Source organism: Halococcus sp. PRR34 (assembly GCF_028617175.1).
Classification (GTDB): domain Archaea; phylum Halobacteriota; class Halobacteria; order Halobacteriales; family Halococcaceae; genus Halococcus; species Halococcus salifodinae.
In genome coordinates, this window is the sequence record NZ_JAQJDA010000009.1 from 101,405 (window position 1) to 127,876 (window position 26,472).

Genomic DNA, 26,472 nt, shown 5'->3' on the forward strand with positions numbered 1-26,472 from the left:
TAGGAGACAGTAGATGGCCGTCCTGATCGACGCGATGCGCGTGCTCAGCGCGCTCAACGTGGCCCTCCTCATCGGCCTCGGGTACGTCTGGGGGCGGAACTTCTATCGGTTCCGCTCGAAGCACACGCTCGGCCTGCTGGTGTTCGCCGTGTTGCTCCTCGCAGAGAACGCGCTGTCGATCGTTTTCTTCGTTTTCAACTTCGAGGGCCTCACGGCGTGGGTCACTGACCCGAGCTTCGTGCCAACGATCGCCCAGCAGGCGATGTTGACGCTGCGTGCCCTCGAATTCGCCGGCATCGCGTTTCTCACGTGGGTCACGTGGGACTGATTTCGAAACGTCGAAGCGATTCTTCAGATTCGAACGACGATCGCTCGGCGACGACGATCGAAGGCTTGCCACGAGCTATCCGAGAGCCGAGCGTGACTGGTCCGAACCACGGACGCTCAGGGCCGATCAGCCCACCAAAAACCATCGATTTGCCAGGGTTTTTGAGGTGCGCGATTACGCGCTCGTTAGGCTGTGAGACGGCCGTTCTCAGCCGCCGTTCTCCGACAGATTTAAGTGCTTTACGGACTAACGATTGGTTAAGCACCGAGTTCTGGGACTGTCAACGAACCATCCCCAGCAGCCGACCGCTTCAGACCCCACTAACTCAATCATGAGCGACACAACGACCCGAATCAACCGCGAGGAAGAGACCCAGGAAGCCGAAACCGAACAGGAAGAGGAGGCCCCCGAGGACGAGCTGGTGTGTCCGGAGTGTGGCGGCCGACTGGTCAGCGACACCGAACACGGCGAGACCGTCTGTACTGACTGCGGACTCGTCGTCGAGGCCGACGAGATCGATCGCGGCCCCGAGTGGCGCGCCTTCGACTCCGCCGAGCGCGACCAGAAATCCCGCGTCGGGGCCCCCACCACGAACATGATGCACGACAAGGGCCTCTCGACCAACATCGGCTGGCAGGACAAGGACGCCTACGGCAACAGTCTCTCCAGCCGTCAGCGCCAGAAAATGCAGCGCCTCCGCACCTGGAACGAGCGCTTCCGCACCCGCGACTCCAAGGAGCGAAACCTCAAACAGGCCCTCGGCGAGATCGATCGGATGGCCTCCGCTCTGGGGCTTCCCGACAGCGTGCGCGAGACCGCGAGCGTCATCTACCGCCGCGCGCTCGACGAGGACCTTCTGCCTGGGCGCTCCATCGAGGGTGTCTCGACCAGTGCGCTGTATGCGGCGGCACGGCAGGCCGGTACCCCGCGATCGCTCGACGAGATCGCTACCGTCTCCCGGGTCGGGAAGATGGAGCTCACCAGAACGTACCGGTACGTAGTGCGCGAGCTCGGCCTCGAGATCCAGCCCGCCGACCCCGCGAGCTACGTCCCCCGGTTCGCTTCCGATCTCGACCTCTCCGAGGAGTCCGAGCGACGTGCTCGACAGCTCCTCGACACCGCGAAGGAAGAGGGTATCATCAGCGGGAAGAGCCCCGTCGGGCTGGCGGCTGCTGCGGTCTACGCCGCTGCGCTCCTCACCAACGAGAAAGTCACCCAGGGCGCTGTTTCGGAGGTCGCCGACATCTCCGAGGTCACCATCCGCAATCGGTACAAGGAGCTCCTCGAAGCCGAGGGCGACGTGATGGCAGCCTGACTGACGCGAACCTTTTTGTAGCTCTCGCGTGTCGGTCGATGACATGGACGAAGCAGCCGTCCAGCTTTTGTGTCCGGAGTGTGCGAAGAACTGGCGATCGACGCCACGCGAGCTTCCCGCCCAGGGATCGGTGTTTCACTGTCCGAACTGCCACGCGAGCTATCGGATCGCCGAGTTCATGCGGACCGATCGCGATCTCAGTACGCTCAAACAGCTCCAGTAGTCACCCCGCGTCACCGTCCCGTTCGAACCCCGAACAGCCGTGCATGTCGTTCATGATTCTTATTCGCCGAAAACGGGGCTGAGCCGCCGTTTCCCCGCGGTCGTGTGTTAACGGACCTCAATACACTACTATAACCCTCCAGTCGCTAGAACCAGTTGCCTATGAAAAAGCAGGAGCTCATCCACCTCCACGGCCTGCTTGCAGAGGTACGCAAACACCACCAAGCTCGAACAGGGACGGCGGTCGAGTACGAGGGGTACGAATCCCTCGGCGTCCGACCGACATCGATTCACAAATCGAAGACCGACCACAAGGAAGCCGTTTTCGCGCTCGCCGAAGGAATCACCGGTGAGATGCGTCACACCGAAAGCGAGACGGTCCCGGCAGCTGCCGACTGAACGGCACAACGGCGTTCCTGTCGACCTCACACTCCATAGCGTCAGCGCCGTCTACTCCGATTCGTCGTCGAGCAGTTCGTCGAACTCGGGGAGGACGTCGTCCGTTTCATCGGTCTCGGTTTCGCTCTCTTCAGACTCTCCTTCGTTGCTTTCGGTTTCCTCGGCGTCGCCATCGTCGTCGAGTACCTCGATTTCGAGCACTTCGAGCGGGATGTTTTCGAGACGTTGACCGATCTCGGTGCGCGCGATCCGCGCGGCGTGCTCCTCGCGTTCGACGCTGAACACCGTCATTTCGAGTTCGAGCGCGACGAGTGCCTCGTCGGCGACGATGAAGGCGGGCTCCAGCTCCTCGCCCGAGGGCGACGTCCGCGTGCCCATCTCGATCTCGACGTAGTTGAGGTCGGGGTTGAGCATCTCACCCGTCTTCGAGATGCCGATCCGTACGGCCTCGTCGGCCGTCTCGACGTCGTAGACGGGCACGGCGGCCTCGACGACGACTCGACAATCCATGTGTACTCTTCTCAGTCTGACGGTATCAACGTTGGGGGCACGCCGAGTCGAAAGCGCCAATCCGTCCCGAACCGTGGATGTCGACGATGGAAACCGGGACGATCGATCTCGACAGCCTCGCAGGCGGGATCGACCTCCAGGCGACACTCGAAAGCGGCCAGTCCTTTTGCTGGTCCCGCGAAGACGGCCGAACCTACGAACAGTCGGCGGTCTCCGGTGGATCAGCGTGGTACACGACCGCGCTCCCGCAAGGATTCACGGGCGAGCGCGAGGTCATTCGCGTGCGGCAGATCGACGGCCGACTGGAATGGGAGGCGACGACCGACGCGGTCACCCCGTTGACACACCTGCTCCGACTCGACGATGACCTCGACGCGCTCCGGGCGGCGACACCCGACGACTCGCTGATCGACGCCGCCCTCGACGCCTACCGTGGGCTGCGCCTCGTCCGCGACCCGCCCTTTGCGACCCTGATCGCATTCATCTGCTCGGCGCAGATGCGGGTGGGGCGGATCCACGGAATGCAGCGCGCGCTCGCGCGGGAGTTCGGCTCAGTCGTGGAATTCGACGGCGAGACCTACCACGCCTTCCCGACGCCCGAACAGTTGGCCGACGCGACAGAGGCAGAGCTCCGGGACTGTTCGCTCGGGTATCGCGCACCCTACGTCGAGCGCACCGCCGAACTCGTCGCGAGCGGTGAGGTATTACCTGAGAACGCCCGCGGACGCGAGTACGAGGACGCCCGTGAGCATCTGAAGCAGTTCATGGGCGTGGGCGACAAGGTGGCCGACTGCGTGCTCCTCTTTTCGCTCGGCTATCTCGAAGCCGTCCCACTGGATACGTGGATCCAGACCGCGATCGCCGAGCACTTTCCTGACTGTGATCGTGGCTCCTACACCGAGACCTCACGAGCCATTCGTCGGGCGTTCGGCGGCGAGTACGCTGGCTACGTCCAGACTCACGTGTTCCACTACCTCCGAGGTGGTGGCGACGTTCCCGACAACGCCTGATCGCCGAGCCGTTGGATTCCATCCGGATCGGGAGACAGTTTTGTGTCCGGTGGCCGAACAGCCAGTCGTGACGGATCGAACCCGCGCACACGTGTTCGTCTCTGGAACCGTGCAGGGAGTCTACTACCGCGCGAGCACCCGTGACGCCGCCCGTGAGGAGGGCGTCGACGGCTGGGTGCGAAACCTCGACGACGGTCGGGTCGAGGCGGTCTTCGAGGGCGAGGCGGACGCTGTCGAGTCGATGGTCGAGTGGTGTCACACGGGCAGCGATGCCGCCAGCGTCGAGGACGTTGATGTCGAATACGCCGACCCCGAGGACGAGTCGGGCTTCGAGATCCGGCGATAGCCCGCACGCTTAATCCGCCGGCGGACGACGGATCGGGCATGATCACAATCGATCGGATGGCCGCCGTCGACGCGAACGCCGCGGCGCTCGGCGTCCCCAGGAAACAGTTGATGGAGTCGAGCGGCAACGCGGTCGCGCGCGCCGTCCGCGACGTCGCGGAGCCAGGCGCGCGAGTCACGATCGTCGCCGGCCGGGGCAACAACGGCGGCGACGCGTTCGTGGCCGCCCGATTTCTCGACACGTACGACGTCCGCGTTCGGCTGCTCGGACGAGCCGAAACGATCACGACCGAGATCGCCCGCGAGAACTGGGACGCACTCCAACAGGGCGAGTACGACGCCACGGAAGTGCGAGATTCGCGCGCTCTCGACCTCGACGATCCCGACGTAGTGATCGACGCGATGCTCGGGACGGGCGTCACGGGTGCGCTCCGCGAGCCCGAGGCTACCGCCGCCGCAGCCATCAACGCTACCGACGCGACCGTGGTCGCCGTCGACGTTCCCTCGGGTGTGGACGCCGACACCGGCGAGGTGGCGAGCGGCGCGGTCGCGGCCGATCAGGTCGTGACGTTTCACGACGCGAAACCCGGACTCGGTGAGCGCGACGCCACGGTACGCGTGGCGGACATCGGCATCCCGGCGGCTGCCGAGCGGTTCGTCGGCCCTGGGGATCTCCGGACGAAAGCCCGTGATCCCCACGCCGAAAAAGGCGATTCGGGACGAGTGCTCGTGATCGGCGGCGGTCCCTACACTGGCGCACCCGCGCTCGCGGCCGAGGCGTCACTGCGTGCGGGCGCGGACCTCGCGTTCGTCTCGGTCCCACAGCAGGTCTTCGAGCCGATCGCGGGCTACGCCGAGGATCTCATCGTCCAGCCCTACGACGCCGAGCAGCTCTCACCCGACCAGGCCGAGGGCCTCGTCGAGACCGCGACCGACCACGACGACGTGGTGGTGCTCGGCCCGGGGCTCGGCACCGCCGACACGACGCTCGAAGCCGTCGAGCAGTTCCTCCAGAAGTTCGACGGTCGGGCAGTGGTCGACGCCGACGCGCTCTCAGTGGTGCCCGGGATCGACACCGACGCCACGCTGGTCTGCACTCCCAATCGCCACGAACTTGCCGAAATGGGCGGACCGGACGTCGACGACCTCCGGAGCGCGACCGACGAAATCGAGTCGTTCGCCGCGGATCTCGGTCACGTCGTGCTGGCGAAGGCAAAGGACGACGTGATCACCGACGGCGAGACCACCCGGATCTGTCGCGCCGGCACGCCGGGCATGACCGTCGGCGGGACCGGCGACGTGCTCGCGGGGATCACGGCGGCCTTCCTCGCCACCCACGACCCGTTCGATGCGGCCTGCATGGCCCCCTACGCCAACGGCCGGGCGGCCGAACGCCTCGGGCGCGGCGACGGGCTGCTCGCCTCCGAACTGCTCGACGCGGTGCCGAACGCGATCCGGGGCGACGATGACGAGTGACGACGGCGATGCGACCGGCGACGACCTGACCCACACCACCGACGAGGGCGACGTGCAGATGGTCGACGTCGGCGACAAGCCCGACACCGCGCGCCAGGCGAGAGCGTGCGGGACGATCCGGTTGCGCGAGTCGACCGTCGCGGCGGTCCGTGCGGACGAGATCGGGAAGGGCGACGTGCTCGCCACCGCACGGATCGGCGCGATACAGGCGGTGAAACACACGTGGGAGACGATCCCGCTGTGTCACCAGATCCCGATCACGAACGTCGAGACCGACTTCGACCTCGGCGACGAGATCGTGACCCTCGAAGTCGCGGTCGAGACCACGGGGAAGACGGGGTGTGAGATGGAGGCGTTGCAGGGCGTGACCACCGGACTGAACACGATCTGGGACATGACGAAAGCCGCCGAGAAGGACGAGGACGGGCAGTATCCCGAGACCACGATCGAGAACGTGCACGTGGTGACGAAACGGAAGCAGGAACTGTGACCCTCCGAACTCCACTCTGTGACGTTCTCGGGATCGAGTACCCGATCGTCCAGGCCCCGATCGGGAGCGCGACCTGCCCCGCACTCGCCGCCGCGGTCGCGAACGCCGGCGGGCTCGGCACCCTCGCGGTCACGTGGCGCGACGGGGCCGACGCTCGATCCGCGATCCGGGAGACGCGGGAGTTGACCGACGCGCCGATCGGGGTCAACGTCGTCCTCGACGAACGCGCGAAATCGGTCGCCACCGAAACCCACATCGACGCCTGCCTCGCCGAAGACATCGACGTGGTTTCGTTCTCGTTCGGCGAGGCGGCACCGCACGTCGACCGGGTCCACGACGCGGGTGCCGTCGTGATCGAGACCGTCGGCAGCGCAGCCGAGGCTCGGGAAGCCGCCGAGGCGGGCGTCGATGTCGTCGTGGCGCAGGGCTGGGAGGCCGGCGGCCACATCCAGAGCGAGGTGGCCACGATGGCGCTGGTCCCGCGCGTGGCCGACGCAGTATCGGTCCCGGTGATCGCCGCGGGCGGCATCGCCGACGGTCGCGGTATTGCGGCGGCGCTCGCACTCGGTGCCGACGGCGTCTGGCTCGGCACGCGCTTTCTCGCCACTCGGGAGGCGAACGTCCACGACACGTACCGGGAACGGGTCGCCGAAATCGACGAGACCGATACCCAGTACACCGATCTATTCGACAAGGGGTGGCCAGGGATGGCCCACCGCGTCGTGCGGAACGGAACGATCGAGCGCTGGGAGGACGCCGATCGCCCCGCATCCGGGCGGCGGCCCGGCGAGACCGATGTCGTCGCCGAGGGAGAGGGTGGCGAGCAGATCGAGCGTTACGACGAGGCGCTCGCCACGCCCGACGTGACCGGCGATATCGAGGCGATGGCGCTGTTCACCGGGCAGAGTGCCGGCCTGACGGATATGACTCGGCCAGCGGGAGACATCGTCGCAGAGCTCGCTACCGAAGCGTCGACGAGGATTGAAAAACTTGCCGAACGTCTCGATACGTGACGTTACTTGGCTCGACACGATCCCCTACTGAGCGGAACGATATGTTCAGGCCAGTGGCCGGATCTCGCTTTGGCCGTCGAGCACGAGTTGGACGTCGCCGTCGTACTCGTCGGTGAGCGCGCCGACGAGCCGGTAGCTCTCGTTGGCCCGCAGTTGGGGGAGCGCGTTGCCCGTCCAGACGACGAACTTCACGAGCGTAACGTCGTCCTCACGGGTGCTGTCGGCCGGCGCGAGGAGACCGACCTGCTGGATCGATTCCGCGGAGGAATCCCACAGCGTTGCGACCCGCACATCGACGGTAACGCCGCGATCGGCCGGTAGGTCCGGGACGGACTCGACGGCCGTGAGTTCGAGTTCGCGGCCGTGATCGTCGGCGATCGTCCGCGAGTCGCCAGATCTTCCCGAGAGAAGACCGAACAGAACGGGCACCACGAGAACGACTCGCAGGAGCCGAACCGCCAGCGACCGCGTGTTCCGCTGTTCCCATTTCCGGGCTCGGCTCGCGAGGTCGTCGTTGTCGGAGTGTTTCTCGGCGTGACAGGACGGACACAGCGTCTGGAGGTTCGAGAGTTCGTGGCCGCCGCCACCGGACTTCGGAACGACGTGATCGACGTCGAAATAGACGTCGTCGACGCGTGTGTTCGCGACGCCACAGCCCCGGCAGGTGTAGCCATCGCGAGCCAGCACCTCCTTTCGGCGACCGTCCCAGTCCGGCGGATACTCCTCGGACGTGTAATCATCGTATGTGGGATCGTAGCCCGTGTTTCGAGACATGGCGAGTCAAACGTACCCGCCGACAGTGGCGTATTCGGGCATAATAAATCGAACGGGCTGGCGACGGACCAACGTAGCTCGGGTGGGTCAGTTCGCGGCTTGCGAACGCTGGTTGCATATTCATATGCCGAACGCCCGAGCAGCGAATGCAATGGTCGGCACGATCGAACTCGATACGGCGACGGAACTGATCGAAGCAGCCGAAGCGAAAGCCGACGAGATCGGGGTGCCGTCGGTGATCGCCGTCACAAACGCCGAAGGGAATCTCATCGCCCAGCACCGGATGGACGGTGCGTGGCTGCCGAGCGTGAACATCTCCAGAAACAAGGCGTACACCGCTGCCGGACTGGAGATGCCGACGCACGAACTCGCCGAGGCGAGCGAACCCGGCGAATCGCTCTACGGACTTCAGACCACGGACGAGGGGCGGATCGTGATCTTCGGCGGCGGGTTCCCGCTCGAACGCGACGGCGAGATCGTCGGGGCGATCGGCTCCAGCGGCGGGGAAGTCGACGAGGACATGACGGTCGCACGCGCCGGCATCGATCGATTCGAGGAGCTCATCGAGTAGTCCCGTCTTCGAATCCCAGCCGCCCGAATATCAGTCGAGACGACACGACGGCTGCAAGATTATAGTTTCTCCGTGCCATCGGGACACACGATGGTACACGAACCGGACGCCGAAACGCTGCCGGTCACCGTCGTGAGTGGACCCCTCGGTGCGGGCAAAACGACGCTTCTCAACCGCGTGCTCGACGATCCCGGCAGTCGCGACGTCGCCGTGATCGTCAACGACATGGGCGAGATCAACGTCGACGCCGAGCGCCTCGCCCGCTCGGCCAAAGATGTCGACGACCCAGGGATCGTCGACCTCTCGAACGGCTGTATCTGCTGTCGGCTCCAGGATGACCTCGTGACCGAGGCCACCCGCCTCGCCGAAACCCGATCGTTCGACGCCCTCGTGGTCGAATCGTCGGGTATCAGCGAACCGATCCCGGTCGCGCGAACGTTTCTGGAGGGAGCCGACGACGGGGAGATCGACCCGACCGATCACTACCACCTCGATACGATGGTGTCAGTCCTCGATTCCTACGGGTTCTGGAAGGAGTTCGACGCGGGGGCGTCGCTGCCCGACGAGGCCGAACCCGACGCCGATCGCCCGCTCGCGGACGTGCTGATCCAGGCGATCGAGTTCTGTGACGTCCTGCTGTGCAACAAGTCCGATATGGTGCCCGACGAACAGTTACAGGAGATCGAGGCGACAATCCGGACGCTCCAATCTCGCGCCGAGATCGTCCGCACCACGTACGCCGACATCGACCCCTCCAAGGTGCTCGACACCGGACGGTTCGACTTCGCGGCAGCCACGCGCTCGGCCGGCTGGAAGCGCGCACTCGCCGATGAGAACGGTGACGACGACCACGACGGTGATGGCCACAGCGACCATGACCACACCGCCGCCGATGATCGGTCGGCGGCCGCTGAACACGGGGTCACCTCCTTCGTGTACACCCGCGAGCGGCCGTTCCACCCCGAACGACTCGACGCCTGGCTCGACACGTGGACCGGGAACGTGATCCGGGCGAAAGGGGTGTTCCAACTCGCCGGCCGCGAGGCCGTGATGGGGCTCGACCAGGCCGGACCAGCAGTCCAGGCCGGGCCGATCGGCGAGTGGGACGCCGAGGACGACCGACGGACTCGGCTCGTGTTCATCGGCAGCGATCTCGACGAGCAGTCGCTCACCGCTACACTCGACGACTGTCTGGTGAGCGAAAGCGAACTCGACAGTCAGGACGCGTTCGACGATCCGTTTCCGTCGTGAGACGACCGACTACGGCGCGATCTGGTCGCGGAGTTCGTCCCACGACTCGTGGAACCCGTAGTTCGCGTCGCTGGTGGCGTTCCGGCTGGTGGCCTGGTACACGTCGTCGTATTCGAGCAGCGCCGTCCAGCCATCGGCCATGAACGTGCAGTACTGACACATCGTTACTCACCACGGCTACTGCCGGAAGAACAATACGTGTTTTGTCGCTCCGGCCGCGATCGCCCCCAGTCAGTTGTCGCTCTGTACTCTCGACTGCTATCGCGGGTCGTCGCGGACGACACGGAAAATCGTAGCCGTCGCGATGACGATCGCTACGGTTCGAGCAGGACCTTGGTGACGCCCTCCTCACGGTCGTCGAAGCGCTGGTACATCTCGGGAGCCTCATCGAGTCCCACGCGGTGGGAGACGACGAAGCTCGGATCGGCACGCCCCTCGATGATCATATCGCGGAGCTGTCTGTTGTACTCCTTGACGTTGCACTGACCGGTGCCGAGTCGCTGACCCTTCTCGAAGAGCAGTCCGAAGTCGATCCCAAGCCGACCCTCGGCGGCCATCTCGTCGGGCGCGCCGGGGTCGTCGGGCACGTACAGACCGGGAATGCCGAGTTCGCCCGTCGGCTTCACCGTCCGGATGAGGTTGTTGAGAACGATCGCCGGGTTCTCCCGGGCGGGATCGTAGTCGTCGTCGGCCTGCTTGTCCGGATCGATCGCCTGGTAGCCGACGGCGTCGACGCCACGATCGACGCCCCCACCGTGGTCGCTTTTGATCTGTTCGACCGGATCGCTCTCCTCGAAGTTGATCGGCGTCGCGTCACAGTACTCCTCGGCGAGATCGAGCCGGCTCGGCACGCGATCGACAGTGTAGATCTTGGAGGCCCCCTTGAGCTTGGCGCTGTAGGCGGCCATCAGCCCGACGGGACCCGCTCCGTACACGGCGATCGACTCGCCCGGCTGGAGGTTCGCGAGCTCGGTGCCGTGCCAGCCGGTCGGGAAGATGTCCGCGAGCAGCGAGAACGAGTCCTCGTGTTCGTCTCCCTCGGGGAGCTGGAGCGCGTTGAAGTCCGCATACGGGATGCGGAGCTTTTCGGCCTGTCCGCCCTTGTACGGTCCCATCGCGACGTAGCCGTACGCACCGCCGGCGAACCCCGGATTCACGTTCGTACAGAACCCGGTGTAGCCGTTCTCACAGTTCTCACAGAACCCGCAGGCGACGTTGAACGGCGCGACGACGCGGTCGCCCTCTTCGAGATCACTGACTCCCTCGCCGACCTCGGTCACGATTCCCATGTTCTCGTGGCCGAAAACGATTCCCGGTTCCGCGGCGGTCCGGCCCTCGTACATGTGGAGATCCGATCCACAGATACACGTCGTCGTGATGTCGATCAGCACGTCGTTCGGGTGTTCGATCGCCGGTTCGTCGACTTCTTCGATCGCTACGTCGTGCTCGCCCTGAAACACGACGGCTTCCATTGACATCTGGTAGCTCCTCCCACCAGATAGACGGTTAGGTGATCCTTAATTCTTTACCCTGTTTGATAGCGAGTGGCGCAGAGAAAACCGCCTCCGAGGGCCGGAGGTCCGAACGAAACGAGCGGGGACTCAGTCGTCGACCACGAGACACGCCTCGTCACAGAAATGTCTCGTTCGGACTTCGTCGTCCTCGATTCGGGTCACTACGCGGTGGTCGGGCGTGTCGACGATCGAATCGCCGCAGGTCGCACACGTCGGTGCGGTTTCGGCGGTGGTTTCGCCGACGTCTGATGTCGGGTCGATCATGATGTCCTTGGATCGGCCGCCGGGATAAATATCGTCTCTCCGGCGATTACCGATCGCGCGAGACCCACTCGTTCGGCTCGGTGCGCGCGCCGGGCGAGAGCACCACGCCAGGCGAAAGTGTGGTCTCGATCCCGGTCTTCGCGCCGTCGCCGACCACCACGCCATACTTCCGACGGCCCGTCGAGACGCGCTCGCCCTTCACGGTCTGTGTTACCGATTCGTCGTCGTGGCGGAGGTTCGCGACGGTGGTGCCCGCACCGAAGTTGACGTCGCGGCCGAGCAGGCTGTCGCCAACGTAGGACAGGTGGGGAACGTTGGTCTCGCGCATGATCACGCTGTTTTTGATCTCGACGGCGTGGCCGACCTCGCTGTCCTCACAGAGCAGGGTCGCGCCCCGAACGTAGGCGTTCGGGCCGACGTGCGCGCCAGACCGAATCAGAGCCGGACCCTCGATCACGACGCCTGGCTCGATCGCCGCGCCCTCCTCGACCACGACCGGGCCACGGAGGTCGGCATCGTCGCTGACGTCGCCTCGGATCGCCCCATCGAGCTCGGCGAGCTTCCACTCGTTGGCCGCCAAGAGCTCCCACGGCCGGCCGACGCCCATCCAGCGACCGAGTTCGGTGTACGAGACCTCGTACTCGGCGAACACCCGATCGAGGACGTCGGTGAGTTCGTACTCGCCGCGCTCGCTCTGTTCGACGTCGAGCCACTCGCGGGCCTCGCTCGGGAGCACACAGGCTCCGGCGCTCACGAGGTTCGTGTCGGGGTCGTCGGGTTTCTCGGTGACGCCAGTCACCCGGTCGCCGTCGGTGTCGAGCACCCCATAGTTCGAGGGGTTCTCGGCGCGATAGGCGGTGATACCGGGGCCGGCGGCGAACAGCGCCTCGATGCTCGCCTGGTCGTAGAGGTCGTCGCCGTAGAGCACCGCGAATCGTCCGTCGAGATGTTCGCGCGCCGTCCGGACGGCGTGGGCGGTGCCCAACTGTTCGTCCTGAGTGGCGTACTTGACCGGCACGCCGCGGTACTCCTCGCCGAAGTGCTCGCGGACGACGTCGGCCTCGTAGCCGACGACGAGGATCAGTTCGTCGGTGCCGGCTTCGATCGCAGCGTCGGCGGTGTGGGCACACAATGGGCGATCCGCGACGGGAAGCATGGGTTTCGGGAGCCCGGCGGTCAGCGGGCGCATCCGGGTGCCTTCACCGGCGGCGAGAAGGACGGTCTGCATACCAGGGCCGACTCGCCGGCGTGAAATAGGCCTACCGTTCCGGGTCGAGACTGGTATGACGAGTCGACAGCGGTAGTAGTACCGCTGCTGAGTCGTTCTTGCTGAGGCGAATTTGCTGCCCGGCCTTGCCGTTCGTGCCACACCATATCAAACAAACAGACAAAATTTTAATGCAAAGCGGTCTGTGGAGTCATCTCATGTCATCACTCGCAAACTTATCACTCGTTCCGCTCCAGAACGGTGGCGGCGGTTCAGTGCTGGGAATCGTGTTTTCGCTCGTTGCCATAGCGTTCGCAGTCCTCACGATCGCTGGCATGTGGAGGACGTTCCAGAAGGCCAGTCGGCCGGGATGGGCAGCGATCGTTCCGGTATACAACTTCTATGTCATGGTCAAGATCGGTGGGAATGCGTGGTGGTGGCTCATTGTATTTCTCATCCCAGTTGTGAACATAGTTGCAGCAATCAAGATCCCGATCGATGTCGCAAAAGCCTTCGGTCAGGGTATCGGATTCGGCCTCGGGCTGGGGTTCCTCTCGTTCATATTTTTCCCGTTGCTCGGGTTCGGCGACTACGAGTATCAGGGCGTTCCCGAGTGACGGCGTGGAGCACCGCGGTGGGTACGCGTCCGGACCTTGGTGAGAAACCGAAGGCGACGATCGTAGCGTCCCGACTCCAATACTGAATGGATGATCGCGAGGCCCGTGACTTCTGGTCGGTAGATCCGCAGACATCGGCTCGTACCGAGTCCCGTCAGAGAGGTCACCACTGCGTGAGCGCGCCGGAGCCGTGCGAGTACGAGAGCACGCCGAGGAAGGTCGCGACACCGGCGAACGCCACCGTCCCGCCGACGAAGAACACCGACGCCATCCCGACCTGCGCCATCAGCACTCCGCCGAGCAGCGGAGCGAGGATCGAGCCGGGCCGCCAGACGAGTTCGCGGATGCCAAAGCTGCTCGCTACGCCACCGTCGTCGGTCCCCTCGTCGGCGAACAGCGCCATGCTCGCGGGCTCGCGGATGCTGTCCGCGACCCCGAGCAGCCCGTTACAGATCACGAGCGGGATGAATGCTGGCGGGGTCGCCCCGAGCACCGGCAGCGACGCGGGCAGCGAGAGCCAGGCGGCGATCGTCGGCGTGAACGGCACCGCGAGCGCGACCAGGCCGTAGCACCCGCCGCCGACGAAGACGAACAGCGCGCGACCGAACCGATCGGAGAGCCGGCCGGTGAACGGCTGACAGAGCATGTTGGTGAACTTCTCGGCCGCGACCACGGTGCCGACGGCGATCGAGACCATCCCGAGACCGCCGCTCGCGGCCGTGACGCCGGCGTAGATCGGCACCCACGTCCGGACGAGCGTGACCGCGACCGCGTACTGGGCGCGAAAGCTCGACAGCGTCAACAGTCGACGGTTGAGCGCGAGATCGGTGAACGGGAATCCCTCAATGCGGGTCTCGTCGGGCGAGACGAACGCCACTACCCCCACGCCCGCGACGACGAGCAGCCCGGTGACGACGGCGTACACCGCGCCGAACCCGGCGGCGGAGTAGAGCGCGCCCGCGCCGAGGCTGCCCGCGATCCCGGCGGCGAAGCGCGCGGCGTTCGCCTTCCCGATGTGGTTCGCGCGAGTCTTCTTGGTCGCGAGCTCGCCGACGAGGGCGAGCCCCATCAGGCTCGTCGCGGTGACCGTGATCCCCTGGGCCGCCCGCGCGAGGACGAACCCGGCGCTCGACGCCACGAGCGTGAAGCCGAGATACACCGCGATCCCAATGGCGAGCCCGACGAGGAGCACGTACCGTTTGTCGTACCGATCGCCGGCCCACGCGAGCGGGACGACCGCGAGGGTCTGGGCGAGGGTGAACGCCGTGGTGAAGAGTCCGACGACGAGCCCCGACGGATCGTAGAGGGTGATGTACTCGGGCAACAGCGTGATGAGCGTGACGAACCCGAACCCACCGGCGAAACGGGTGAGATAGAGCGGGTAGAACTGGAGGGCGTGGCGATCCACGCCGAACCGAACCCCGAGCCGGCAAAGCCCGTTTCGGTTCGGCCCCCGTTCACCGACAGCGTTTTTCGCTCGCCACTCCCGTCTCGGGTGTGGCGGAGCTACGCGGGCCGATCGTCGATGTCGGCGAAACACGGAGCGTGAGCACCCAGTACGGCGAGCGCGATCTCGCGGAACTCACGCTCCGACCCGAGCGGGGCCAGGCAGAGCCCGTGACGCTCACCCTCTGGGGGAAGTGGAGCGAGATCGCCGAGTATGCACAGACAGGAATGGAGGTGCTCGCGCTCGGCGTCGAGCACGAGGAGTTCCGGGGCGAGATCCAGTACGCGACCGCGGGCGATTCGCGGGTCGTGATCGAACCCGACTACCTCGTGAACGTTACTGATGTACGCTCGTGGGTCCAGTGCCCCCGGATGCACTACCTCAACACGCTCTCGGGCGTTCCCCTGAACTACCCCGTCGTGAAGGGGACGATCGTCCACGAGGTGTTCTCGGATCTCCTGCGGGGCGGCGAGGTCGAGGCCGCGATCGACGACCGCGTGGCGGAAGTCGGGCTCGATCTCGGGCTGCTCGACCGCGATGCCGACGAAGTGAGGGAAGACGTCAGCGATCACGCCCGAGCGATCGACGGGTGGCTCAGCCAGGGCACGCTCGACGGCGGGGACGAGTGGCGCTCCGAGCAGACCCTGATCTCCGAGCGCTACGGGCTGAAGGGCCGGGCCGACGCCGTCCGCCGGGGCGCACCGGTCGAACTCAAAACGGGCAAGAATACGAACAGCGAGCCGCGATTCCAGGACAAGGTCCAGGTCGCGTGCTACGCATTGTTGCTCGACGAGCGGGGTGAACCACCCGATACCGGGACGCTGCTCTACACCAAAAACGCCGCGCTCGATCGAAACGAGGAGAGCGGCGACCTCTCGCCAACGAAGGACTTCTCGCTGAACGACGGACTGCTCGATTACGTTCTCCGCGAGCGCAACCACCTCGCCGCGATGGCGGTTGCGGGCGAGATTCCGACAGGGTATGAGGCAAACGCGACCTGTAACTACTGTTTCGAGCAGGACACCTGCATGGTCATTTCGGGCCGACTCGATCAGGAGTCGAAAGCTGGGCAAATCGGAGAAGCAATTCCTGAGGGAGAGCGGGCGTACTTCGATCGGTTCTATCGCGCGATCGAAGCCGAGCGCGGCGCAGTCCACAACGAGTACGCGAAGCTCTGGACCCAGACCGCGACGGAGCGCGCCGACGCCGACCGCGCGCTGATCGACCTCGAACCCGCAGGAGAGATCGAGGTCGACGGGCGGTGGGAACTTCGTGCGAGGTGTGACGATCCGGTTTCGAAGATCCGCGAGGGCGACGTGGTGCTCGCGAGCGACGGCCACCCAGTACGAGGAAACGCCGAGATGGCGCGCGTCGTTTCGATGGGCGAGGAGATCGTCGTCACGGCCGACGAGCCGGTCGAACTCCGTCGACTCGACGTCTATCCCTCCGAGATCGGGGCCGATCGAATGTTGACCGCACTCCACGACGCGCTGCTCGCGGGCGACGAATCGCAGAAGGACGTCCTCTTCGACCGGCGCGATCCCGCGTTTCAGGACATCGAGGAGACGTTCATCGACAACAACCCGGCCCAGGACCGGGCGGTGCGCCGCGCGGTCGGGGCCGAGGACTGCGCGCTGATCCACGGGCCGCCAGGCACCGGGAAGACATATACCATCGCGCGCACGGTCCGCGCACTGGTTGAGCGTGGCGAACGGGTTCTACTGTCGGCCTTCACGAACCGCGCGGTCGACAACGCGCTCGACGCGCTCCGCGATCAGGGGTTCGAGGAGTTCGTTCGGGTGGGTACCGAACACGGCGTGCGCGAGGACATCCAGGAGCACAGGTTAGAATCCCGCGGCGACCCCGACGAGCGCGCGGCCGAACTCCGGAATGCCCCGGTGGTGGCGGCGACAACCGCGAGCTGTGGCTCACGAATCATGCGCGAGGGATCGTTCGACGTCGCGGTGATCGACGAAGCCTCCCAGCTCACCGAGCCCGCGACGCTCGCGGCAGTCACACTCGCCGACCGGTTCGTCTTGGTGGGCGACCACCAGCAGCTCCCGCCAGTGGTCCAGTCCGCCGACGCCACCGGGACTGTTGAAACCACGACCGCGACCGACGGCTCGGGAGCGACCGCAGCCAAGACGATGGATGGGGCAGGCGGAGCAACCTCGGGCATCGCCGACCTCTCGCGCTCGCTGTTCGAGCGGCTGATCGAGACGCATCCCGAGGCGGCGGTGTTGCTCGACACCCAGTATCGGATGGCCCAGCGCATCCAGGCGTTTTCCTCCGACGAGTTCTATGACGGCCGACTCAGACCAGCCTCGCCCGCCGTCGCCGGCCAGCACGTCTCTGACCTTCCGGGTGTCACGAGCGACGCGCTCCCCGACCACCTCCAAGAGCGCGTCACGTTCGTCGATCCGGATGGGACAGTGCGCGGCAACACCAACCCGGCGGAGGTCGAGGCGGTCGCCGAGATCGTCGAAGCGTACGCGTCAGCAGGCGTCGCGCGCACGGATATCGGCGTGATCGCGCCGTTTCGCGCCCAGGCCGCCGCAATCCGGCGGGAAGTACCGGACGTGACCGTCGACACCGTCGATCGGTTTCAGGGTTCGGCGAAGGAGATCATCATCGTCTCGTTCGTCGCCACGGGCGACCTCGATTCACCGATCTTCGAGGATTTCCGGCGAGTGAACGTCGCGCTCACGCGAGCGAAGAAGGGGCTCGTGCTCGTCGGCGACCGGGCGGCGCTCGCCACCGACGAACGCTACGCCCGAATGGTCGAGTGGGCCGAGTAGTCCGCGGTGCGGGCGGTACTGTTTTGACGCCAGCGTGTGAAGTGAACACATGGCAGACACTGGCCCGACGAACGTCGACGATCGTGCGAGTGACGAGTCCGACGACGCGTTCACGCTCGTGGACGAGTCGCCGACCGACGCTGCCGGCGATCTCGTCGGGATTTTCAAGGACGGCGTGATCGGCGCGATCGCCGGCGCGGCCGGCACCGTGATGTTGTCGGCGGTGCTATTTGTGGCGCTCAACCTCGGCTGGTTCGACAGCAGTTCGTTCGGCGGGCTCGCGGCGCTCATCGGGTTGGGGTCGGACAACCTCGTCGGCTACGTCATCTTCTTCGGCGGCGGGATGACGACGTGGCCCCTCCTCTTCGTCTCGGTCCAAGAGTATCTCCCCGGCCCGACGCTCGCGCTTCGAGGGGTTTCGTTCGCGACGATCACGTGGACGGGGTTCGTCGGAGCCTTTTACACCGGCCAGTCCAGTCTCGCGCTCGCGGGCTACGTCGTCTGTAGCCTCGTCGCCCACTGGGCGTACGGGTTCACCCTCGGCTCGGTCTTTGATTACTTCCTCGAACGCGTCGACACGCGGATCGGCGGCCGGCCGCGGGTCGCGTGACGCGACCTGCGGTTCGTCCGTCGAGTTCGTCCACTCGACTCACGCTTCGCCGACTGGTTCGAAGCCGGCGGGAGCGACGACGGCCGACCACCGAAACCTCCATGTCGGGGCTGGCAATACTCCGGACGTGACGGCGAAGAAAGGGGTTCCGATGGTGTTTCTCGCCGCAGTCGGGTTCGGCACGATCGGGATCTTCGGCAAGCTCGCGACGGCCGCCGGTCTCAACAACGCGACGCTTCTCACGGTTCGGTTCGCGGTCGCGACGGCGCTTCTCGTGGGCTATCTTGCGGTTCGCGATCACGCTCCTCGTCCGAACCGGCGGCAACTCGCGACGATGACCGGGCTCGGGATCGCGTATGCGGTGCTGACCGGCGCGTACTTTTGGGGGCTCGTGTACGTCCCGGCGGGACTCGCGACCATCACGCTCTACACCTACCCAGTGTACGTCTATGCCGTCTCCACAGTAGTGCTCGACGAATCGCTGACTCCGCTGAAGGGCGTCGCACTCGTCCTCGCGCTATCCGGAGTCGTGCTCATCGTGAGCCTCGACACCGCCGGCATCGATCCGGCCGGTCTCGCGCTCGTGTCGATCGCGGCGATCGGGTACGCCGCCTACACCACGGGAAGTCGTCTCGCCGTCGACGACATGAACGCCGATCAGCTCGCGACGGGCGCGATCGCCACTACTGGCGTCTGTATGCTTGCCTACGGCGTCGCCGCGGGCCGGCTGTTCGTCCCCAGAACCGTCGAGCAGTGGGCGATCATCACTGGGCTCGCGATCGTCGGGACGGTGGCACCGATCTTGCTGTTCGTCAACGGGCTTTGATACGTGGAGGAGAGTCGTGCGAGCGTCGTCACCACCGCCGAACCGGTCGTGACCGTCGTCCTCGGCGTTTTGGTGCTCGGGGAACGGCTCTCCCCCGGAATCCTCGCCGGCGGCACGCTGGTCCTGGCGGGCGTCCTGCTCATCCAGCGCGAAACCCCGAATGGACGGCCGGCAGCGCCATCCGGTGAGGACTGAGTTCGACGGCTGGACCCGCTACAGCCAACGGAGACGCCTCGGCGCAGGACCCGATAGTCGTTTTTCGTCGTCGTCCGCTTCGGCTGCTCAGTCGTCGGCCAGGACGTCCTCGCCGTCGCCGATCTCGTCGAGCACGCGCTGGTGGAACTCCTGGAGCACAGCGCTCTCGTCCTCCGCGAGGACGACATCGCTCGCCAGCAGCGTCGCCAGCCCGAACGCCATCGGCGTCGGCGAGTCAACCCGCTCGACCGTGATCTCGATCTCGTCCGCCTGGACGGCCGCGAGTACGTCCTCGATGGCTTCGACCGCGAGTTTGTCCTCCAGGAGTTCACGATAGGTCTCTTCGAGTACCGCAAAGTCGTCGAGATCCTCGACGAACCCGAGCAGCATTTCGCTGGAGACCTGCTGCTGGCTCGCGGATTTCTCGTAGCCCTTGTACCGTTTCAGAACGGTGAGCGCGCGCGTCGCGTTAATTCTGAAATACCGCTTCAGCAGATCGGTCCCGTCGAGGCTCGCCCGGAGGTCGTGGCGAACGTCGCCCGGTTCAATATCCCGAAGCAGCCCCACGAAATCGACCTTCCGGTTGAGCGGAAGCCCGAGACTGAACCCGTTGTCCGCGACCGCCACCGTGACGTTCGCGTTCGTCGCCTCCGCACACCGATGGGCGAGCACGCGCGAGAGGCCGTCGTTGAACCGTCGTCCGTAGTTCGAATGAACGTGATATCGGCGGACCCGCTCGTTGTGATCGAGTTCGGTCTCGATCGCGAGCCGGGATCGAGTGCTCACGCTTTCGGGGCCGGCGTAGCGCACCTGCTCGTCGAAGGTGCGTGCGATCGCCCGGACGGCGTTCTCGTCGAGCGGGAACTCCCGAAGCCACGATCGGACGCCACGCACGCCCCGACTGTCGAGCCGATCGAGCAGCTCGCCCCGGAAGTCGAGGATCTCGCGACCGAGATCATAGGAGAGGGGGAGACGCTCGGCGAACCACGACGGCACCGTGGGGCGCGCGCCGGTCGGATCGACGTACACCTTCGATCCGCGTCGGTAGCGGTACTCGTATCGGCTCCCACCGAGCACGAACACGTCACCCGTATCGAGGGTGTCGAGGTAGTTCTCGTCGAGCTGTCCCACCCACTCGTCGCCGCCGCGAACCACGACGTCACACGAGAAGCTGTCGGGGATCGTCCCGATGTTGGTCATGTAGATCACCCGCGCGAGCCGGCCGCGTTTGCCGATCAGGGGCTCGCCCACCGGGAAGTCGTAGTGGTGCTCGCCGTCGGGCGGATCGTTTTCGTCCCGCCAGATCTTCGCGTAGACGTTGCGGTCCTCCATCCCCGCGTAACCGGCGGTGAGATATCGCATGAGGATCTCCCACTCCTCGTCGGTGTAGTTCCGGTAGGGGTACGCACACACGAGGATTTCCCGGATCTCACTCTCGGGGTGTGGCCCGGTGATCGCCATCCCGTACACCTGTTGTGCGGCGACATCGTGGGCGCGCTCCGGTACAAAGACCCGGTCGACGAAGTTCTGCTCGGCCTTCCGGAGCATCACCGCACACTCGACGAGTTCGTCGCGGTCGAGTGCGAACACCCGCCCTTTGACCTCACGGCCGAGCCGGTGGCCCGCACGGCCGACGCGCTGGAGGAGGGCGGCGACCGATTTGGGCGAGCCGACCTGAACGACGAGATCGACGTGGGGCATGTCGATGCCGAGTTCGAGGCTGGTGGAGGTCGTAACCACCGAGAGCTCGCCGGCTTTGAGTCCTGCCTCAACCGCCTGACGACGGTCGGCCGACAGGCTGCCGTGGTGACAGCCCGAGTCCGACTCGTCGAAGCCGTAGTTCTCTCGGAGAGTGTGGAGGACGCGCTCGGCCCCCGATCGAGTGTTGGTGAACACGAGCGTGTTGGTGTGCTCGTCGATCAGCCCGTCGAGCGCGTCGTAAAAGCGGCCCTGAACCTCGCCGCGAGGCGTGTCGATGAGGTCGTCGGTCGGACACCGGAGTTCGAGGTCGAACTCGCGGGCGAACCGTGCGTCGACGATCTCGTATGCGCGGCTCTCGCCGCTCGCTCGCCGCCCGACGAGGAACTCCGCGATAGTGTCGAGCGGTTCGACGGTCGCTGAACAGCCGATCCGCGTCGGCGAAGTCTCGGTGAGGGCTTCGAGCCGCTCCAACGAGACCGCGAGGTGCGTTCCACGTTTTCCCCCTGCGATACTGTGGATCTCGTCGACGATCACGTACTCGACAGTCGAGAGCTTCTCCCGGAACTTCGGCGCGTTGAGCAGGATGGCAAGCGTCTCCGGAGTGGTGTTCAGTATGTGTGGCGTCTCGTCGAGCATCCGCTGGCGGTCGGCACTGCTGGTGTCGCCGTGACGGATCGCGTGGCGCACCTCCACATCCTCGCCGCGGGCTTCGAGCCGCTCGGTGATTTCCGAAAGCGGGACATCGAGATTGCGGTGGATGTCGTTGGCGAGCGACTTCAGGGGTGAGACGTACAGACAGTAGACCGAGTTGTCGAGGCCAGCGTCGCGGTCGCTGTCACCGCCCCCTTCGTCCGCCCTCTCGCCGGCTCGCTCCTGACGAAACAGGTCGTCGAGGATCGCAGTGAAGCTCGCGAGCGTCTTTCCCGATCCCGTGGGAGCGCAGACGAGCGCGTTCCGGCCGGCCTGGATGTGGGGGATCGCCTCCTTCTGGGGTGGCGTGAAGAACCCGTCGTTCTCGGGGACGAACTCGCCGAACTGCTCGACCCACCACTTCCGTACAACGGGATCGAGCGAATCGAGCACGTCGCCGTCGGTGATCTCGACCGACTCAGGATCGAAATCGACGTCGGTCTCGGCCAACAGCTCGCGCCCGTCCATCGACTCTCCCTCGAACCCGCGACGGGAAGTGGGTTCGGCCACCGGAGCGAAAGTGAACGCCCTCCTGACGGTGGGCCGTCAGTCGCGGTCGCGCTCGACGATCGTCCCGCTCGTCCCGACAGCGACATCCGGACGATCGCGTTCGCCGGCACCGACGAGGACGCCCGAGAGATCGGCGTCGGTCGGTGTCTCGACCGACTCCCACCCGCCGTCGGCGTGCTCGAAGATTCCCCCAGCGTCGCCGGCTGCGAGCCCCATCTCGTTCGCGAGATCGATGGCTCGAAGCGCGGTTTCACCGGCGCGGAGCGTCGTCCAGACCGAGCCATCGTAGCGAAAGACCGTGCCGTCGCCACCCGCCACGACGAGTTCGGCGTCGGTGGCCGCGAGCGCGGCGAAGTCGGTGTTTGCGTCCTCGATCCCGATCGTCTCGTAGCTCGCGCCGCCGTCGGTCGTGGCGTAGACGCCCTGGCTGCTGTCACAGGCGTAGCCCGCGTCGTCGAACGCGAGGTCGGTGATGCTGGAGCCGCTGCCTGGTTTGCGGATTTCGTCCCAGTCGACAGCGCCGCCGTCGTACGCGCCTCGAAGGACTTCTCCGGAGCCGTTCGCGAGATGAACCCGCTCCTCGCCTGCCGAACCGACGACCGCGACGGCGGTCCACGTGCTCGTTTGGTCTTTCGGGGCCGAGTGATCGGTGAGGCGACCCTCCTCGATATCATAGCGCCCGAGCGCGCCACCGTCGCCCGCGAACCAGATCGTTTGGTCGTCGTCGGTGGCGTCGACGCCGCGGAGTGACTCTCCGTCGGCGCTCGGGCCATGTTCAAGTGCGAATTCCCAGCCGTCGGTCTCGCGAGCGAGCACGACACCGTTCTCGCCGACCGCGAACGCGCCATCGTGGGTCGCGACCACGCCGGTGAGAGGTTCGTCAGTCGGCGTTTCGACCGTACTCCAACCGTCCTCGTCTCTGGACGCATCGTCCGTGCCGATGTCGTCGGCGAGACTCTCCCCACTGGAGGATACCTCGTGATGGTTCGGTTCGGTGGCGTCGGCCCCGGTTTGCCTGTCGGTGCCGCGGTTCGCACCGTTTTCAGCCTCTGGCGGTGCGGTGTCGGTGTCGTCGACTTGGTGTCGATCGTCGGTCCCGCCTTCAGCATCGGCGTCCACGGACGACGATCGATCCTCGTCTCCCGGATCGACTTCACGTGTGGCTCCGTCGCCACGATTCCCGCCACTCTGATCCCCGTCGCCGACGACCGTCGGGACGCGCTCACCTTCGCCGGTGAGATACAGAAACGCCGGCGGAAGGACGTAGACCGCGATCGCCAGCAGGATGAACCCCCGATTACCCGTGTAGGTCGCGAGCAATCCGAAGGCGGTGAGCGCCGCCGCGCTCGCCGCGTGGACCCCGGAGCGAGCGTACTCCCGGTAGTACGCGAAAAAGCCACGGGATTTGGCCGACGAGCTACTCATTGCTGGGTGGTGGGCCGGTGACGCTCATGAGGGTTCGGCTTGAAAGCGACATCTCGAGGTCGGCGAACAACGCTTTTCACCGCCCCTCCCCCGGTTTCGCCATGCGCGTGACCTTCCTCGGAACCGGCGCGGCGATGCCGACCGGCCGGCGGGCCCAGACCGGACTTCTCGTCGAATCAGGCGACGACCGCGTGCTCGTCGACTGTGGTAGCGGCGTCCTCAACGCGCTCGCGCGGACCGACGCGGGCTACGAGGGCGTCTCCACAGTCCTCCTGACTCACCACCATCTCGATCACGTCGCCGACCTGCTGCCCCTGATGAAAGCCAGGTGGCTCGCGGGCGAGGAGCACCTCGAAGTCGTCGGCCCGCAGGGAACCAAGGAACTCCTCGACGGGCTGCTTTCGGTCCACGAGTACATGGACGGCCGGATCGACCTCCGGGTACGCGAGGTCGGCCCCGAGTCGTTCGAGCTTGCGGGGTTTTCGGTCGACGCGACCGAGACGCGCCACTCGATGTACTGTCTCGCCTATCGGTTCACGCACGAAAACGGGGCCGAAGGCGAGAGCGAGGCGGACGACGACAGCGAACCGCCAGCGTTCACCTTCGGAGCCGACAGCGAGGCGTTCGAAGGGCTCGCGAACTTCGCTGACGGCTCCGCGGTGCTCGCCCACGACTGCTCGTTCCCCGACGAGGTCGACGTCTCGAACCACCCGACGCCGAGTCAGTTGGGCACGACGCTGGCCGATTCGGGAACCGAACTTGGTCGGGTCTACCTCACGCATCTCTATCCCCACACCGAAGGCCGCCACGAGGAGATGCTCGAATCCATCGGCGAGCGCTACGACGGCGACGTTCGGTTCGCGCGCGACGGGCTGACCGTCGAGATCGAGTGATTCGGCGAGTTCACTCTAACCGATACCGCAACAGCGCCGCGATCCCGCCGAGCGCGCCCAACTGATCGCCAGGCGCGAACTCGCTCGAAAACACCGTGACGGCACCGCCCTGCTGTTCAACCGATTCGATGACGTCGTTCACGTCGATCGTCCACTCGCCCTCGCCGGCACGCTCCTCGCGGAGCCGGTCGTCGAGCACCAGCAACTCCTCGATCGCGCCGTAGTCGGCGGCCTCAGCGACGGCCTCGATTCCGTAGGTCGCCGCAGCGTCTTGGGCGATCCGTGAGGTGAGTTCGTCGATCTTCTCGGCTTCCTCGGCAATTCTGGTTTCGGCCTGAACCTCCTCGACCGCGCCGCGCTTCAGGACCTCGTGAACGCCGCGGTCGCCGATCGCGCTGGTGTCGACGGTCGCGCCGAGCATGGTCGCGACCTCGGGACTGTTCTCCTCGATGTACTTTCGGGCGTCTTCTTTCGTGAAGCCAGGCCCTGCGAGCAGGATGGCGTCGACGTCGATGTGTGAGAGCGCGCTCGCGAGCTCCCCGAACAGTTCGGAGCGCTCGCGGGCGTACTCGCCTTTTCCGGTGGGGCCGGTGATCGAGGCGTACTCCTCGGCCCCGTACTGCGCAACGGTGTGGATCGAGGCCGCGCCCTCTTCGACGGTGGCGATCGCGACGTCGGCGTTCTCGGTGGCCTCGACGGCCTCCTCGATCCGTTCGCGCTGGTCGGGCTGCCAGATCTTCTCGATCTCGATCTCCTCGCGTTCCTCGACGTTCAGGGTGTGGTGATGACCCACTTGATCTTCTCGGGAGGCCGACTCGATGGTGCCCGACACCCGGAGTCGGTTGGCGAACTTGTGGAACTCGCTCTCATCGACGGTGATGGTCACGGACATGGGCTCGCGCTCACCGCCGGTGTCGCGCATCCGGTCGTCGTCGCGCTGGATACGTCTGGTAGTATCGCCGGCAACGAGGTCGCCTGGTTCGAGCACGTAGGAGAGATGCCAGAGGTCGTCGAGGCTCTCGGGCACGAGCGTCCAGCGCTCGCGCCCGCCCTCGATGCGGGTGCGGCCGTCGATGCGCATGCGGAGACTGGGCGCTCGGTGGGTAAGTGCGCTGTCGTTCGTCGGGGTGGCGTCCGATTGGGTGTGAAAAAGTCTTGGGCAGAGCTGAGTGCTCAGACGGCGGGCTGTTCGTCGGCAGTCTCGCGAGTCTCGACCGTCCGGAGGTCGGCCCACGTCCGGCCGATGACGTAGTACGCCGCTACCGAGGCGTAGAAGCTCACGAACAGTCCCGGCACCGCGCCGAGAATCGGGATCACGGCGTTGAACGCCCCGGCGATGATCCCGCCGCCGACGATCACGCCGAGTGCGAGGAGCCAGCCGGTCGCGTACGCCCCGCTGAACAGGATCGGGCGGAGCGTGCCGAAGTCGAACGCGGCGGCGAGCGTCCCGCGTTCGGCGAAGTTCGCGGTCGCGGCGGGGATGACGTACCACGCCGCGAGCCCGAGGACGAACGTTATCGCGAGGCCGACGAGGAGGCCGAGGACGCCCGCGCCGACTGCGGCCGATCCGCCGTCGACGGAGCCACCGGTGGCGATGGCGACCGCCGAGCCGCCGACCAGCACCGCACCGACGACGAACGGGACGAACCCGTAGACGATCGCGATGACGGTGGCTTTCAGCCCCTCGATCCCCATCCGTCCCCAGTCGTCGAAGACCGGTGCGGTCTCATCGCCCGCAGCAGTCCGACGGAGGACGCGGACGAGATACCCGTTCACGAAGAAAACGGGAATCAGGAGGAAGCCGAACACGGACAGCAGTCCCCCGATGAGGACGGTGACGAGTGCGTCGTCGCTGTTTCTGAGGTAGTTGAGTGCGTCGCTGATCATGGTGTTTCCGAGATCGCTACTCGCCGCTGGCGGTGCAATCTCTGCCAGACCATACGACCGACGAGGAGATATAGTTATCGGTCGTTTCAGGCCCTGAATCGCCAGTTCTTCCCGTCGCATTCAGTTGTGGATGACGGATCGGATGGCAAAGACGAAACAAGAGTTCCACCGACGCGAACTGATC

Annotated in this window: 28 protein-coding genes; 17 read left to right on the top strand and 11 right to left on the bottom strand. The window is 65.7% G+C overall.

Translation table 11 applies throughout. The features are described from left to right. Window positions 1–13: 13 nt before the first annotated feature. The 4 genes from PHA81_RS12420 to PHA81_RS12435 all read left to right on the top strand — a co-directional run bounded on the left by PHA81_RS12420 (window position 14) and on the right by PHA81_RS12435 (window position 2,264). Entirely contained in the window at window positions 14–328 is a 315-nt protein-coding gene (locus PHA81_RS12420; RefSeq protein WP_005043109.1) for a hypothetical protein, read from the top strand. 331 nt (window positions 329–659) lie between these two features. After that, window positions 660–1,643, top strand: a complete 984-nt coding sequence (locus PHA81_RS12425) for a transcription initiation factor IIB (RefSeq protein WP_273836970.1) — start codon at window positions 660–662, stop codon at window positions 1,641–1,643. A gap of 43 nt (window positions 1,644–1,686) precedes the next feature. Continuing rightward, window positions 1,687–1,866 carry a hypothetical protein gene (locus tag PHA81_RS12430; RefSeq protein ID WP_005043112.1) on the top strand — a complete coding sequence of 60 codons (180 nt, stop codon included), beginning with the start codon at window positions 1,687–1,689 and terminating at the stop codon, window positions 1,864–1,866. A 161-nt stretch (window positions 1,867–2,027) separates the two neighbouring features. Further along, on the top strand, window positions 2,028–2,264 hold the full coding sequence (locus PHA81_RS12435; RefSeq protein WP_005043113.1) for a UPF0058 family protein: 237 nt from the start codon (window positions 2,028–2,030) through the stop codon (window positions 2,262–2,264). 51 nt (window positions 2,265–2,315) lie between these two features. Here the strand turns inward: PHA81_RS12435 and PHA81_RS12440 are convergent, their stop codons facing one another. Next, window positions 2,316–2,774, bottom strand: coding sequence for a DUF555 domain-containing protein (locus PHA81_RS12440; protein WP_005043114.1), 459 nt, complete (start codon window positions 2,772–2,774; stop codon window positions 2,316–2,318). Between the two features lie 86 nt (window positions 2,775–2,860). Between PHA81_RS12440 and PHA81_RS12445 the strand changes: the two genes are divergently transcribed. The 5 genes from PHA81_RS12445 (at window position 2,861) to PHA81_RS12465 (ending at window position 7,108) form a co-directional block, all read left to right on the top strand. Further along, window positions 2,861–3,784: a DNA glycosylase gene (locus tag PHA81_RS12445; protein ID WP_049910053.1), complete on the top strand. Its 924-nt coding sequence runs from the start codon at window positions 2,861–2,863 to the stop codon at window positions 3,782–3,784. A gap of 67 nt (window positions 3,785–3,851) precedes the next feature. After that, window positions 3,852–4,130, top strand: coding sequence for an acylphosphatase (locus tag PHA81_RS12450; RefSeq protein WP_049910054.1), 279 nt, complete (start codon window positions 3,852–3,854; stop codon window positions 4,128–4,130). Between the two features lie 38 nt (window positions 4,131–4,168). Beyond that, window positions 4,169–5,605 carry an NAD(P)H-hydrate dehydratase gene (locus PHA81_RS12455; RefSeq protein WP_273836971.1) on the top strand — a complete coding sequence of 479 codons (1,437 nt, stop codon included), beginning with the start codon at window positions 4,169–4,171 and terminating at the stop codon, window positions 5,603–5,605. Further along, entirely contained in the window at window positions 5,595–6,095 is a 501-nt protein-coding gene (gene moaC, locus PHA81_RS12460) for a cyclic pyranopterin monophosphate synthase MoaC (RefSeq protein ID WP_005043126.1), read from the top strand. The genes PHA81_RS12455 and moaC overlap by 11 nt, the downstream gene beginning before the upstream one ends. After that, a complete protein-coding gene (locus PHA81_RS12465) occupies window positions 6,092–7,108 on the top strand; it encodes a nitronate monooxygenase (RefSeq protein ID WP_005043127.1) in 1,017 nt (338 codons plus the stop codon). The genes moaC and PHA81_RS12465 overlap by 4 nt, the downstream gene beginning before the upstream one ends. Window positions 7,109–7,153: 45 nt before the next feature. Here the strand turns inward: PHA81_RS12465 and PHA81_RS12470 are convergent, their stop codons facing one another. Beyond that, entirely contained in the window at window positions 7,154–7,882 is a 729-nt protein-coding gene (locus PHA81_RS12470) for an HNH endonuclease (RefSeq protein ID WP_005043129.1), read from the bottom strand. A gap of 151 nt (window positions 7,883–8,033) precedes the next feature. On the opposite strand from PHA81_RS12470, the gene PHA81_RS12475 reads away from it, so the two are divergent. Beyond that, window positions 8,034–8,453, top strand: coding sequence for a heme-binding protein (locus PHA81_RS12475; protein WP_005043131.1), 420 nt, complete (start codon window positions 8,034–8,036; stop codon window positions 8,451–8,453). 90 nt (window positions 8,454–8,543) lie between these two features. Further along, window positions 8,544–9,704, top strand: a complete 1,161-nt coding sequence (locus PHA81_RS12480) for a GTP-binding protein (protein WP_005043132.1) — start codon at window positions 8,544–8,546, stop codon at window positions 9,702–9,704. Between the two features lie 9 nt (window positions 9,705–9,713). On the opposite strand, the gene PHA81_RS12485 is transcribed toward PHA81_RS12480, so the two are convergent. From PHA81_RS12485 to glmU, 4 genes are all read right to left on the bottom strand, one after another. Continuing rightward, window positions 9,714–9,866 carry a hypothetical protein gene (locus PHA81_RS12485; RefSeq protein WP_169317816.1) on the bottom strand — a complete coding sequence of 51 codons (153 nt, stop codon included), beginning with the start codon at window positions 9,864–9,866 and terminating at the stop codon, window positions 9,714–9,716. Between the two features lie 152 nt (window positions 9,867–10,018). After that, window positions 10,019–11,176: a glutathione-independent formaldehyde dehydrogenase gene (locus tag PHA81_RS12490; protein WP_005043135.1), complete on the bottom strand. Its 1,158-nt coding sequence runs from the start codon at window positions 11,174–11,176 to the stop codon at window positions 10,019–10,021. A gap of 129 nt (window positions 11,177–11,305) precedes the next feature. Continuing rightward, window positions 11,306–11,482 (bottom strand): hypothetical protein, encoded by a 177-nt coding sequence (locus tag PHA81_RS12495; protein ID WP_005043136.1) that lies wholly within the window; start codon window positions 11,480–11,482, stop codon window positions 11,306–11,308. Between the two features lie 46 nt (window positions 11,483–11,528). Further along, window positions 11,529–12,710: a bifunctional sugar-1-phosphate nucleotidylyltransferase/acetyltransferase gene (gene glmU, locus PHA81_RS12500; RefSeq protein WP_005043137.1), complete on the bottom strand. Its 1,182-nt coding sequence runs from the start codon at window positions 12,708–12,710 to the stop codon at window positions 11,529–11,531. A 197-nt stretch (window positions 12,711–12,907) separates the two neighbouring features. On the opposite strand from glmU, the gene PHA81_RS12505 reads away from it, so the two are divergent. Next, the gene (locus tag PHA81_RS12505; RefSeq protein ID WP_049910083.1) at window positions 12,908–13,306 is read left to right on the top strand and encodes a DUF5684 domain-containing protein; all 399 of its coding nucleotides are present in this window, start codon (window positions 12,908–12,910) and stop codon (window positions 13,304–13,306) included. A 163-nt stretch (window positions 13,307–13,469) separates the two neighbouring features. Here PHA81_RS12505 and PHA81_RS12510 read toward each other — a convergent pair whose 3' ends face one another. Further along, entirely contained in the window at window positions 13,470–14,714 is a 1,245-nt protein-coding gene (locus tag PHA81_RS12510) for an MFS transporter (protein WP_273836972.1), read from the bottom strand. 89 nt (window positions 14,715–14,803) lie between these two features. Between PHA81_RS12510 and PHA81_RS12515 the strand changes: the two genes are divergently transcribed. The 4 genes from PHA81_RS12515 to PHA81_RS12530 all read left to right on the top strand — a co-directional run bounded on the left by PHA81_RS12515 (window position 14,804) and on the right by PHA81_RS12530 (window position 19,182). Then, window positions 14,804–17,551, top strand: coding sequence for an AAA domain-containing protein (locus tag PHA81_RS12515; protein ID WP_005043140.1), 2,748 nt, complete (start codon window positions 14,804–14,806; stop codon window positions 17,549–17,551). 49 nt (window positions 17,552–17,600) lie between these two features. Next, window positions 17,601–18,161 (top strand): DUF6789 family protein, encoded by a 561-nt coding sequence (locus tag PHA81_RS12520; protein ID WP_273836973.1) that lies wholly within the window; start codon window positions 17,601–17,603, stop codon window positions 18,159–18,161. A gap of 127 nt (window positions 18,162–18,288) precedes the next feature. After that, window positions 18,289–18,987 carry a DMT family transporter gene (locus PHA81_RS12525; RefSeq protein WP_049910055.1) on the top strand — a complete coding sequence of 233 codons (699 nt, stop codon included), beginning with the start codon at window positions 18,289–18,291 and terminating at the stop codon, window positions 18,985–18,987. Window positions 18,988–18,990: 3 nt separating this feature from the next. Continuing rightward, on the top strand, window positions 18,991–19,182 hold the full coding sequence (locus tag PHA81_RS12530) for an EamA family transporter (protein WP_049910057.1): 192 nt from the start codon (window positions 18,991–18,993) through the stop codon (window positions 19,180–19,182). Window positions 19,183–19,269: 87 nt separating this feature from the next. On the opposite strand, the gene PHA81_RS12535 is transcribed toward PHA81_RS12530, so the two are convergent. Beyond that, on the bottom strand, window positions 19,270–22,041 hold the full coding sequence (locus PHA81_RS12535) for an ATP-dependent helicase (RefSeq protein WP_005043142.1): 2,772 nt from the start codon (window positions 22,039–22,041) through the stop codon (window positions 19,270–19,272). A gap of 78 nt (window positions 22,042–22,119) precedes the next feature. Further along, on the bottom strand, window positions 22,120–23,508 hold the full coding sequence (locus PHA81_RS12540) for a hypothetical protein (protein ID WP_005043143.1): 1,389 nt from the start codon (window positions 23,506–23,508) through the stop codon (window positions 22,120–22,122). A gap of 101 nt (window positions 23,509–23,609) precedes the next feature. Between PHA81_RS12540 and PHA81_RS12545 the strand changes: the two genes are divergently transcribed. Then, entirely contained in the window at window positions 23,610–24,401 is a 792-nt protein-coding gene (locus PHA81_RS12545) for an MBL fold metallo-hydrolase (protein ID WP_005043144.1), read from the top strand. A gap of 10 nt (window positions 24,402–24,411) precedes the next feature. On the opposite strand, the gene PHA81_RS12550 is transcribed toward PHA81_RS12545, so the two are convergent. Together PHA81_RS12550 and PHA81_RS12555 are read right to left on the bottom strand one after the other, a co-directional pair. Then, window positions 24,412–25,482, bottom strand: a complete 1,071-nt coding sequence (locus PHA81_RS12550) for an mRNA surveillance protein pelota (RefSeq protein ID WP_005043145.1) — start codon at window positions 25,480–25,482, stop codon at window positions 24,412–24,414. Between the two features lie 92 nt (window positions 25,483–25,574). Further along, on the bottom strand, window positions 25,575–26,288 hold the full coding sequence (locus PHA81_RS12555) for a DUF4013 domain-containing protein (RefSeq protein WP_005043146.1): 714 nt from the start codon (window positions 26,286–26,288) through the stop codon (window positions 25,575–25,577). Window positions 26,289–26,472: the final 184 nt, after the last annotated feature.

Excerpts from the sequence above, each read along its gene's own strand:
- PHA81_RS12435 (WP_005043113.1), top strand. The coding sequence starts at position 2,028 with ATGAAAAAGCAGGAGCTCATCCACCTCCACGGCCTGCTTGCAGAGGTA.
- PHA81_RS12455 (WP_273836971.1), top strand. The coding sequence starts at position 4,169 with ATGATCACAATCGATCGGATGGCCGCCGTCGACGCGAACGCCGCGGCG.
- PHA81_RS12475 (WP_005043131.1), top strand. The coding sequence starts at position 8,034 with ATGGTCGGCACGATCGAACTCGATACGGCGACGGAACTGATCGAAGCA.
- PHA81_RS12470 (WP_005043129.1), bottom strand. The coding sequence starts at position 7,882 with ATGTCTCGAAACACGGGCTACGATCCCACATACGATGATTACACGTCC.
- PHA81_RS12540 (WP_005043143.1), bottom strand. The coding sequence starts at position 23,508 with ATGAGTAGCTCGTCGGCCAAATCCCGTGGCTTTTTCGCGTACTACCGG.
- PHA81_RS12520 (WP_273836973.1), top strand. The coding sequence starts at position 17,601 with ATGGCAGACACTGGCCCGACGAACGTCGACGATCGTGCGAGTGACGAG.
- PHA81_RS12555 (WP_005043146.1), bottom strand. The coding sequence starts at position 26,288 with ATGATCAGCGACGCACTCAACTACCTCAGAAACAGCGACGACGCACTC.
- PHA81_RS12490 (WP_005043135.1), bottom strand. The coding sequence starts at position 11,176 with ATGGAAGCCGTCGTGTTTCAGGGCGAGCACGACGTAGCGATCGAAGAA.
- PHA81_RS12420 (WP_005043109.1), top strand. The coding sequence starts at position 14 with ATGGCCGTCCTGATCGACGCGATGCGCGTGCTCAGCGCGCTCAACGTG.
- PHA81_RS12480 (WP_005043132.1), top strand. The coding sequence starts at position 8,544 with ATGGTACACGAACCGGACGCCGAAACGCTGCCGGTCACCGTCGTGAGT.
- glmU (WP_005043137.1), bottom strand. The coding sequence starts at position 12,710 with ATGCAGACCGTCCTTCTCGCCGCCGGTGAAGGCACCCGGATGCGCCCG.
- PHA81_RS12550 (WP_005043145.1), bottom strand. The coding sequence starts at position 25,482 with ATGCGCATCGACGGCCGCACCCGCATCGAGGGCGGGCGCGAGCGCTGG.
- PHA81_RS12495 (WP_005043136.1), bottom strand. The coding sequence starts at position 11,482 with ATGATCGACCCGACATCAGACGTCGGCGAAACCACCGCCGAAACCGCA.
- moaC (WP_005043126.1), top strand. The coding sequence starts at position 5,595 with ATGACGAGTGACGACGGCGATGCGACCGGCGACGACCTGACCCACACC.
- PHA81_RS12440 (WP_005043114.1), bottom strand. The coding sequence starts at position 2,774 with ATGGATTGTCGAGTCGTCGTCGAGGCCGCCGTGCCCGTCTACGACGTC.
- PHA81_RS12430 (WP_005043112.1), top strand. The coding sequence starts at position 1,687 with ATGGACGAAGCAGCCGTCCAGCTTTTGTGTCCGGAGTGTGCGAAGAAC.
- PHA81_RS12535 (WP_005043142.1), bottom strand. The coding sequence starts at position 22,041 with ATGGACGGGCGCGAGCTGTTGGCCGAGACCGACGTCGATTTCGATCCT.
- PHA81_RS12505 (WP_049910083.1), top strand. The coding sequence starts at position 12,908 with ATGTCATCACTCGCAAACTTATCACTCGTTCCGCTCCAGAACGGTGGC.
- PHA81_RS12485 (WP_169317816.1), bottom strand. The coding sequence starts at position 9,866 with ATGTGTCAGTACTGCACGTTCATGGCCGATGGCTGGACGGCGCTGCTC.
- PHA81_RS12425 (WP_273836970.1), top strand. The coding sequence starts at position 660 with ATGAGCGACACAACGACCCGAATCAACCGCGAGGAAGAGACCCAGGAA.
- PHA81_RS12445 (WP_049910053.1), top strand. The coding sequence starts at position 2,861 with ATGGAAACCGGGACGATCGATCTCGACAGCCTCGCAGGCGGGATCGAC.
- PHA81_RS12545 (WP_005043144.1), top strand. The coding sequence starts at position 23,610 with ATGCGCGTGACCTTCCTCGGAACCGGCGCGGCGATGCCGACCGGCCGG.